At 45.5% G+C, this 9,241-nt stretch carries 8 protein-coding genes; 3 read left to right on the top strand and 5 right to left on the bottom strand.

Translation table 11 applies throughout. The features are described from left to right. Positions 1 to 983 (bottom strand): methionine adenosyltransferase (gene metK / locus Q0171_RS07965; RefSeq protein WP_299328722.1); only part of this gene is annotated, 983 nt, incomplete at its 3' end. Between the two features lie 256 nt (positions 984 to 1,239). Between metK and Q0171_RS07960 the strand changes: the two genes are divergently transcribed. The 3 genes from Q0171_RS07960 to Q0171_RS07950 are packed head-to-tail and all read left to right on the top strand — an operon-like array spanning position 1,240 to position 4,861. Continuing rightward, positions 1,240 to 2,145 (top strand): polyprenol monophosphomannose synthase, encoded by a 906-nt coding sequence (locus Q0171_RS07960; RefSeq protein ID WP_299328719.1) that lies wholly within the window; start codon positions 1,240 to 1,242, stop codon positions 2,143 to 2,145. An 11-nt stretch (positions 2,146 to 2,156) separates the two neighbouring features. Then, positions 2,157 to 2,666 carry a GtrA family protein gene (locus Q0171_RS07955; RefSeq protein ID WP_299328716.1) on the top strand — a complete coding sequence of 170 codons (510 nt, stop codon included), beginning with the start codon at positions 2,157 to 2,159 and terminating at the stop codon, positions 2,664 to 2,666. Beyond that, entirely contained in the window at positions 2,666 to 4,861 is a 2,196-nt protein-coding gene (locus Q0171_RS07950; RefSeq protein ID WP_299328713.1) for a hypothetical protein, read from the top strand. Before Q0171_RS07955 ends, Q0171_RS07950 begins: the two co-directional genes overlap by 1 nt. 90 nt (positions 4,862 to 4,951) lie before the next feature. On the opposite strand, the gene Q0171_RS07945 is transcribed toward Q0171_RS07950, so the two are convergent. Genes Q0171_RS07945 through ppsA form a run of 4 tightly spaced genes read right to left on the bottom strand, consistent with a single transcriptional unit; the run spans position 4,952 to position 9,111 of the window. Beyond that, entirely contained in the window at positions 4,952 to 5,737 is a 786-nt protein-coding gene (locus tag Q0171_RS07945) for a UDP-N-acetylmuramate dehydrogenase (RefSeq protein WP_299328711.1), read from the bottom strand. Continuing rightward, positions 5,737 to 6,003, bottom strand: a complete 267-nt coding sequence (gene fliQ / locus Q0171_RS07940; protein WP_023930842.1) for a flagellar biosynthesis protein FliQ — start codon at positions 6,001 to 6,003, stop codon at positions 5,737 to 5,739. Before fliQ ends, Q0171_RS07945 begins: the two co-directional genes overlap by 1 nt. A 33-nt stretch (positions 6,004 to 6,036) precedes the next feature. After that, positions 6,037 to 6,627 (bottom strand): penicillin-binding protein activator LpoB, encoded by a 591-nt coding sequence (lpoB, locus tag Q0171_RS07935; protein WP_299328706.1) that lies wholly within the window; start codon positions 6,625 to 6,627, stop codon positions 6,037 to 6,039. 60 nt (positions 6,628 to 6,687) lie between these two features. After that, positions 6,688 to 9,111 (bottom strand): pyruvate, water dikinase, encoded by a 2,424-nt coding sequence (ppsA, locus tag Q0171_RS07930; protein WP_299328703.1) that lies wholly within the window; start codon positions 9,109 to 9,111, stop codon positions 6,688 to 6,690. Positions 9,112 to 9,241: the final 130 nt, after the last annotated feature.

The following is a 9,241-nucleotide window of genomic DNA, read 5'->3' as shown; positions in this document are numbered from 1 at the left end:
TCTGTCAGCACAGAATCTTCCATCTTGCCCGTGCCTTGCGTATCTACAAGGATTGATACAGGCTCTACCACGCCGATAGCATAGGCTACTTGCACCACTGCCTTATCACACACGCCACTTGCGACAAGATTTTTTGCCACATACCTTGCTGCATACGCCGCACTTCTATCTACTTTGCTGGGGTCTTTCCCGCTAAATGCCCCACCTCCGTGCGGACAGCTCCCACCATAAGTATCTACAATGATTTTTCGTCCGGTTAGCCCCGCATCGCCCTGTGGTCCGCCGATGACAAATTTGCCCGTAGGATTGACAAAATAGCGGATATTATCGTTTAAATACTCTTGCGGGATTACCTTTTGCACGATTTCTTCAATGACTGAATCTTTCAAATGGCTTTGCTGTGTCTCTGGGCTGTGCTGTGTGGAGATAACGATTGTATCAATGCTTACAGGCTTGCCATCTTCATAACGCACGGTAACTTGAGATTTGCCATCTGGGCGTAAAAAGGGCAGTGTGCCATCTTTGCGTTTTGCTGCTAGTCCTTCTGTAATGCGGTGAGAGAGCCAAATAGGCAAGGGCATAAGAGAGGGCGTCTCGCGACACGCATAGCCAAACATAAGCCCTTGATCGCCTGCACCTATCTCGCCATCGGCTCTATCTACGCCTTGATTTATATCTGGGCTTTGCTCGCCAATGCCATTTAGCACTGCTGCGCTGCGGTAGTCAAAGCCATAGAGTGCGTCTGTGTAGCCGATTTCTTGCACGACTTTTCTAGCGATTTCTTGCATAGGGGCATATACGCTTGTCTTTAGCTCCCCAGCGATGACGCAAAAGCCATTGCTTACAAGCGTCTCACACGCTACACGCGCACTTTTATCGCGCTCAATGATATAGTCAAGCACCGCATCACTGATTTGGTCTGCCATTTTATCTGGGTGTCCTTCGGTTACAGATTCCGAAGTGAAAAGAAACGATTTTTTCATAAACTCACCTTGTGTTTGTGGATTTTGAGCGGGAATGATAGCAAAACTTCAGTAAATATGCGAAAACATATTGTGTTTGCTGATTTTTGGACTCGATACAGCCCTATCAATGTGATTTTGTGATACAATGCACACCAAACTTAAGCTTTTGAACATTTTGCATTTAATTTATTTCTTTAAGGGTATATCATGCCTAGATTTGTTGCTCCATGTCAGTCAGCCCATACCTTGATGAAACGGGGGGGGGGGGGGGGGAATGCTGCCCTTGATACAAGATGTGGATTCTGCTACTCCGCATGGCGACTCTCTAGCCTCACAATCTCTCAAGACCGGTGCGCCCAACAACTTTTCTCCTGCTCCTTGTGATTCTCCCCGTTGCTTCGCTGACTCTCGTGATGAGTCTAGCTCGCGCGCTTCTTTGCTTCTCTCGCAGGTGCTTGTTTGTATCCCTACATATAATGAAGTGCGCAATATCAAGGAGCTTTTAGAGCAGATTCTGGCGTTGTATGAGGGGCTGCAGATTCTAGTTATTGATGATAACTCCACAGATGGCACTAGAGAGATTTTACATGCTATGGTGCGAGAGCATGGGCGCGTGCATATCCTGGAGCGCGCAGGGAAACTTGGGCTTGGTAGCGCGTATATCGCGGCGTTTATGTGGGGGCTTGATCGAGGGTTTATGTATTTTATCCAGATGGATGCAGATTTTTCTCACCATCCGCGCTACCTTAAGCAGACTCTTCAAAACCTCTCGTGCTTTGATGTGGTGATAAATTCGCGCAATATTCTGGGTGGAGGCGTACGCGGTTGGGGGTTATTTCGGCGGCTGCTTTCTGGGTTTGGAAGCCTGTATGCGCGGCTGTGTCTTGGGGTTAGGATCATGGATTTTACCGGCGGATTTAATGCCTACTCCAAGTCTGTGCTGTGTGGTATTGGGCTTAGTGATATTGGCTCAAATGGCTACTGCTTTCAAATTGAGATGAAATATCGCGCATTTCGCACAGGAGCCAGGATCATCGAGCTGCCTATCGTGTTTGATGATAGGGTAGAGGGTGCTTCAAAGATGAGTAGGTCTATCATATTTGAAGCGCTATGGCGCACACCAGCTTTGCGTTATGTCTTGCGCCACTCTCGCCACCAGTCAAGCGTGCATAAAGCCTGAAAGCAGTCCTTATGCGTCAGTTTGTGGTATTTGGTTTTGTGGGAGTGCTTGGCAGTGTGAGTAATCTTGCGTGCTTTTACGGACTCCATATTTTAGGCTTGCAGTATATGCTAAATGCGTGCTTGTGCTTTGGAATCGCTGTGAGTCAAAACTACATTCTAAACACACTTATTACATTTGCACATCGCCTCTCGTGGCGTGCGTATGGACTCTATATCGGGGCAAATCTATTTGGTCTAGGTGTGAATCTTGTTGTGCTCTGGCTCTGCAAGCAGTTTTTGCTCCCTGTGGTGGAATCTAGCCTCTCTGCGCTAAGCCGGGATATTACTATGCTTGCTTTTCAAGCATTTGCGATTCTTTGCGCAATGGTGAGTAATTTTTGCTGGGCAAAATATGTTATTTTTGGTGAGCGATCTCGTGCTGCCACTGATATGGCACCTGGCTTAACAAAGAATCATTCAAGCGCCTACCAAGCTATAAAAACCCCTGCTACACAAAACCCCAACACAAAGGACTTATAATGCCTAGATTTTCATCAAGCTCTATATTTGCATACTTGTTTTTTGCTATGCTTGTGGGCGTGTTTGTTATTGCAATGAAACCTATTTACTCCGGGAATCTAGCAAAGCTTAGCAAAACATTTGCGCCTGTGCATGTTGCACTTGCGACCACAGGAAGCTGTGATAACTATGCTTTGCACGCTAGCACGACGAGGAAAAAATTTTCGCGCTACGAAGAGATAAGCCCTATAAGATTCTATGCGCTTGGTGCTAGCACACAAAGCCTGCAGACCTGCGCCCTTGCGCGCAATATGATAAGCGCACCACTCGCTCAGCTTGCCCTAAGTGCAGAATCTGGTGATGACTTGGCTAAGCTGGAGTTCATCTCTATTGCCATGGGGAGCGAGAATTTCTATATCGCAAAGAATGAGATTCTTACACATGTCATGTCAAACACTGCCATACCTACCAAGCAGAATTCTGGGGTGATGATAGATCTCTCATCATATAAGCTCTTAGAATCTAGTGCGATTATCAATCAGTATGCACCACTTTGGATTGGGTTTTTCTACTATTTTCTCACTCCGCCATATTTATTTGTCTGGCTATTTTTTGCATTTGTCTTGCTGGCTTGGCGAGAATCTATCCTAGAGTCTCACGCAAACCCTCAAAGTGTCAAATCCCTTTCCATACCAGAATCTAAAGTAGATTCTAGCAGGGCGGGCTACTTCCCAGTCATCGCGTTATTTGTGCTGTTTGGCTTAGGGTTGCTGCTTAGGATTTATAACTACAATAGCTTTGGATTCTGGGGGGACGAACTTTACTCTGTGGGAATTGTGGGCTATCCTGATGGGGACTTTAGCAGTGTGTTTCTTGATCCTGGGAATCCACCATTTTATAATTTCTTGCTAAAAATCTGGCTCCATATCTTTGGCTACACGCCTGGGAGTGCGAAAAGCCTTAGTGTGCTTTTAGGGTCGCTTGGCGTGCTTAGTATGTATATTTTCCTAAAAGCCCACGCGCTTTCTCTAGGCTCTAGTATAAAATCTAGCACACACTTATCATCTGGCGATGCGCAGAGGTCTCATTATATCGCGCTGCTTGGGGCAGGGCTTTTTGCCTGCTCGTATATGGCTATTGGCGCAGCGCATGAAGTGCGTGGCTATGTTTTGGTGCTAAGTCTTATCCCACTAGTATTTTATTTTCTTTTCAACTGCTATGTGCGCCCGACATTGGGCAATCTTATCGGCTATGTTGTGAGTGCTAGCTGTCTATGCAATACACATTATTTTGGCTCAATAGTGATATTTGCTGGGTTTGTGGCGAGTGTGGTGCTGCTATGGGGTGCATGGAGAAGGCTGCTTGTGTTGTTTATCTGTGATGTGCTTGTAGCACTCTCACTTGCTCCATTTTTTATCATCACGGCATTTTCTAAAGCACTTGGAGACACAAGCTTCAATACCTGGATCCCAGCACCTTCAGTTGATGGGCTGTTTATGGTGCTTTCCTGGTCGCTTGGGACTTCTAGCGCCGCATTTGTGCTGCTGGTGCTTGTGCTGTGTATCCCTAAGCTTCGTAATTGGTTTTTGATCGCGTGTGTTATTGTGATGATTATAAGCGTGATCGTGCCTTTTGGTGTGAGTTTCATTCGCCCTATTTTTTACCCAAAATACGCGATTTTTGCGATATATCCATTTATGCTAAGTGTGCTAAGTGTGGGACTTGTGCAGCTTTCATCTATGATTGCTCGCAGTAGAGTTCAGCGCCTTAGCTTCATTGCGCTTGGTGTAGTGATGATAGGGATGGTGCTTTTTGACTCGCAAGTCCAGCTAATTGGCATAGGGGATAACTCTCGTGCGAAATTTCGCTTCATCACGCAGGATTCTACTTATGCTTCGCGGGCATATATTGCAAGCATGGGTATAAATCCTGCTCAAATCGCTATCAAAAAACGCCAGTATGAGCTTTATGGATTTGCGCCAGAGGCGGAATTTGTGGAATTAGATAAGGAAAATCTAGTTGAGATTCTGCATACTTTCACGCGCGGAGATACGCTGTATTTTGATGCGTATGCTATAAGCGATGAGTTGCTCATGAAGGTCATAAGGAGCGTGAAAGAGCTTGGAGCAAGAGTTGATACAATACCATTTGGCATACAGGCTAATGAGAGTCTCTTAGAAAAGCAAGAGGTTATCTACCGAGTGGTGTTTGAGTAGAATGTTTGGCAGGATTAAAAAACCAGAAGGCGCGGAAGCACAAAAAATATCAAAAGGGAGATAGAGTGGGGATTTTTTGGAGACCTGTTTCTACCCAATAATCCACACTTCTGGCTCAAGCAAGATCCCAAAGTGATCTTGCACTTTTTTTTGCGCGTATTCTATTACCCAAAGTGCGTCTTCAAAGCTAGCCCCTCCTGTATGGACCAAGAAATTTGCGTGCTGCTCGCTAAAGCCTACGCCATTTTTCATAAAGCCCTTTAGTCCCGCTAGCTCTAATAATCTGCCCGCATAATCTCCGCTAGGGTTTTTAAAACAGCTGCCACAGCTAGGGAGTTTGGGGTGGGTTTTTCTCATCATCTTGCACGCTTGCAGCACTTCTTCTCTAAAGCCTACTTGCTTCTTAAATCGCATAGCACTAATAATCCCACTAATATTGCTACTCCTATACGCCAGCCCCAGTTCCTCTTCCCACACGCCATTGACACAGGCACTTAACACGACATCTTTCATCTCATAGCTTTTCATTCCGGCATTCATTTTCAAAAGCCCCCCAGCACTGCCGGGCAATGCCTGCAAAAACTCCAGCCCACGCAAATTATGCTTACGAAAAAAGGCAAAAATCTTTCCACTTGGTGTCATAGCCCCCACTTCTATCCACCCTTCACTCTCACAAATATAGTCAAACTCTCTGCCAAGCATTGTGAGGTTTTTCGCATTTGGTGAGACTAGGAGATTATAAGCGTGTCCTACGCATCGATATGCCTGCATTGCGCTAAAGCTCTTTTCATCGCCCTTTTCTAGCACCACAACAGGCGTTACGCCGCCGATTTTTAGGCTAGAGTATTTGGCAAAATCTATGCAATCTTCGCGCATTAGCTAATGAATCTTGGGATTAGCTCGATGATATTTTTCGTATAGTCTGTAAGCATTGTAAGCATCCAAGGCATTGTGAAAATAATCACCGCGATAACGCCCAAAATCTTAGGCACAAATGAAAGTGTCATTTCGTTGATTTGCGTAGTGGCTTGAAAAATACTTATCAAAAGCCCTATCACAAGCCCTGTGGCAAGAATAGGCAGAGAAATAAGTAAGGTGATCTTATAAGTCTCAATGGCTAATGCCATAAGCTGTCCTTCCATATCAATCCTTGCTGTCTATACTAGAATCCACTTTTACCACGCCGAAGCGTTTTTCCCCACCTTGATGATATTAACTTCATTATCCCACACGACAAGCCCACTTTTGAGATCTGTAAGCGTAAGCAAGAAGAAATAATCCACCCTTTGCTTGGATTTTACTTTCGTATTGCGCTGGATAATTTTCCCAGATAGCGACAGCTCTGGAGCGATGATCTTGCCCTTTTCTGGGACACCATATTGATTGACCTCATCATTCCCGCGCGCATTGCGCACAGAATCCAGCATTGTATCCTTGCTACCCCCACTCCCTGCAAACGCCATTGTCAAAATAAACTTCCCGCTATTGCGCATATCGCGCGTGATTTTGCGCGTAAGCTCTTGGGTAGAAAAATGCTGCATAGTATCATTGATCACATTAGAAATAGCTAGCACCTTTGGCTTTTCTAAACCTGCTAGTGAGCGCACATAGCCACTCCCTAAGAGCGATTTGATATTATCACCCGCTGCTTTCTCCAAATCGTGGTAATCAATCCCTAAAGAAGAGTATTCCCTAGAATCCGCATTATCCACATACTGCACACCACCACACCCTAGGAGCATGCTGCCCACTAGTATTATGCTCAACAATGCGCCATGAAAATCTAATTTTTTTCTAACCAAAGCTTGTGCCCACATGGTTATGCCTTATTTCAAGGTCTTTTCCAGATCGGCAATTCTTGTCCAAGTCGCCACCACAGAATCCGGATTTAGCGAAATAGAGCTAATGCCCTCTTTCACCAAAAACTCCGCTATCTCTGGGTAATCACTAGGAGCTTGCCCACAGATCCCGCAATATTTATTGTGCTTTTTACACGCAGCAATAGCACGCTTAAACATCTCGAGCATAGCAGGATTGCGCTCATCAAAGATATGGCTCACAAGCTGCCCATCTCTATCTACCCCAAGAGTAAGCTGCGTAAGATCATTTGAGCCAATGGAGAATCCATCAAACATACTTAGGAAATCATCTGCCAAAATCACATTCACAGGAAGCTCACACATCACATAGATTTCTAAACCATTTTTGCCAGATTCTAGCCCATTACGGCGCATAATCTCAAGCACCTTTTTCCCTTCTTCTGGCGTGCGAAGAAATGGCACCATCACTTTCATATTTGTCAGTCCCATTTCTTCTCGCACCATGCTAAGAGCCTCGCATTCCCATTCAAATGCCGTGCGATAGAGATCGGAGTAGTAGCGGCTAGCCCCACGATAGCCAAGCATTGGGTTTTCTTCTAAAGGCTCATAAGCTAGCCCACCAATCATACCGCGGTATTCATTGGATTTAAAATCACTCACACGCACAATCACAGGCTTAGGATAAAACGCCGCAGAGATCATTCCCATACCTTCAGCGATTTTTTTGATGAAAAAGTCCTTAGGACTCTCATAGCCAGAGATCAGCTTCTCTATCTCTTCCCTATCCTTTATGTCTTTTTTACCATTTTGCAAATCAAGCAGGGCAAGCGGGTGAGCTTTGATTTGGTTTAGGATAATATGCTCCATACGCGCAAGCCCCACCCCATCATTTGGCAGTTGTGAAAATCCAAAGGCTTTCTCTGGGTTGCCGATGTTCATGTAGATTTTTGTTTTGGTGTCGCCCAGATTGTCAAGCTGGATACTTTCAATCTCAAATGGGTGGATTCCAGCATAGATATAGCCCTCTTCCCCCTCAGCACACGAAGCGGTGATTTCCATTCCTGTATAGAGCCTATCAGTCGCGCCCACTGCTCCCACAATGGCAGGCACGCCAATTTCCCTAGCTACAATAGCAGCGTGGCAGGTGCGCCCACCGCGGTTGGTGATGACTGCGGCTGCCTTTTTCATCGCTGGCTCCCAATCCGGGTCGGTATTGTCTGTTACAAGGATTTCACCTTCTTTAAAGGTATTCATATGCTCTAAATCGTTGATAATCCGCACCTTTCCGTGTCCAATTTTCCCGCCAATCGCACGCCCCGTTAGGATTACCTCTCGCTCGGCACTCCTATCTTTGAAGCGGAATTTCTCTAGCTTTTGCGCACAGCCATTTTTGCTCTTTTGACTCTGCACGGTTTCTGGGCGAGCCTGCACGATAAATATCTCCCCACTCTCGCCATCTTTAGACCACTCCATATCCATAGGGCGATACTCGCCTGCTTCTTTTGTGTAATGCTCTTCAATCTTTATGGCATAACGCGCGAGAGTCAAAATATCTGCATCAGTGATAGAAAAGGTGCGCATTTCTTCTTGGGTGGTTTGGATATTTTTGGTGGGGTGTGGATCACCGGGCGTGGCATAGACCATTTTTTGATGTTTATGTCCTAGCTGCCGCTTAATAATGGGGCGTTTGCCCTCTTTAAGCGTGGGTTTAAAGACATAGAATTCATCAGGATTCACCGTCCCCCCCACGACATTTTCACCTAGCCCCCAGCTAGAAGTGATAAACACTGCATCTTTAAAGCCTGTTTCTGTATCGATAGAAAACATCACCCCAGCACTGCCTTTATCGGCTCGCACCATTTTCTGCACGCCCACAGATAGCGCAACTTTAAAGTGATCAAACCCCCTAGAAGCGCGGTAGCTCACTGCCCTATCGGTAAAAAGCGAGGCAAAGCAGGATTTAATATAATGCACCAAATCTGTCTGCCCCTTTACGCTTAGATAAGTATCCTGCTGCCCTGCAAAGCTCGCATCTGGCAAGTCCTCCGCAGTAGCAGAGCTGCGCACAGCCACATCGGCATAAGTCATACCATACTCTTCACTTAGGATCTTATATGCTTCAAAAATCTCATCGCGCAAATCTGTCGGCAATGGTGTGCCAAAGATCAGCTCACGGATCTGCTTTGAGCGAGTTTTAAGCACATCAATTTCTGTTACATCAACACCTGCGAGCAGATCGATAATTTTCTGCCGAATCCCCCCAGAATCCAAAAGATACCAATATGCATCACTTGTGATAGCAAAGCCATTTGGCACCTTAATCCCAACAGGGACAAGCTCTTGGAACATCTCACCAATGCTAGCATTCTTGCCACCAACGAGCGGGACATCTTTATTATTGAGCTCTTTGAAAAACTTAATATACTTCATTCTCTCTCCTAAGGTATTTGGGGTATTTGGGTAATGGGGGCTCTTGCGACTCAAAAAAGTATATTGTAATTGATAAACCTTTAATAAACCTTACAGATAAGCTTAATACAAATACAAAGAATCAATTGCT

Source organism: uncultured Helicobacter sp., assembly GCF_937906905.1.
Classification (GTDB): domain Bacteria; phylum Campylobacterota; class Campylobacteria; order Campylobacterales; family Helicobacteraceae; genus Helicobacter_B.
This window is presented reverse-complemented; position numbering and strand designations above follow the sequence as displayed.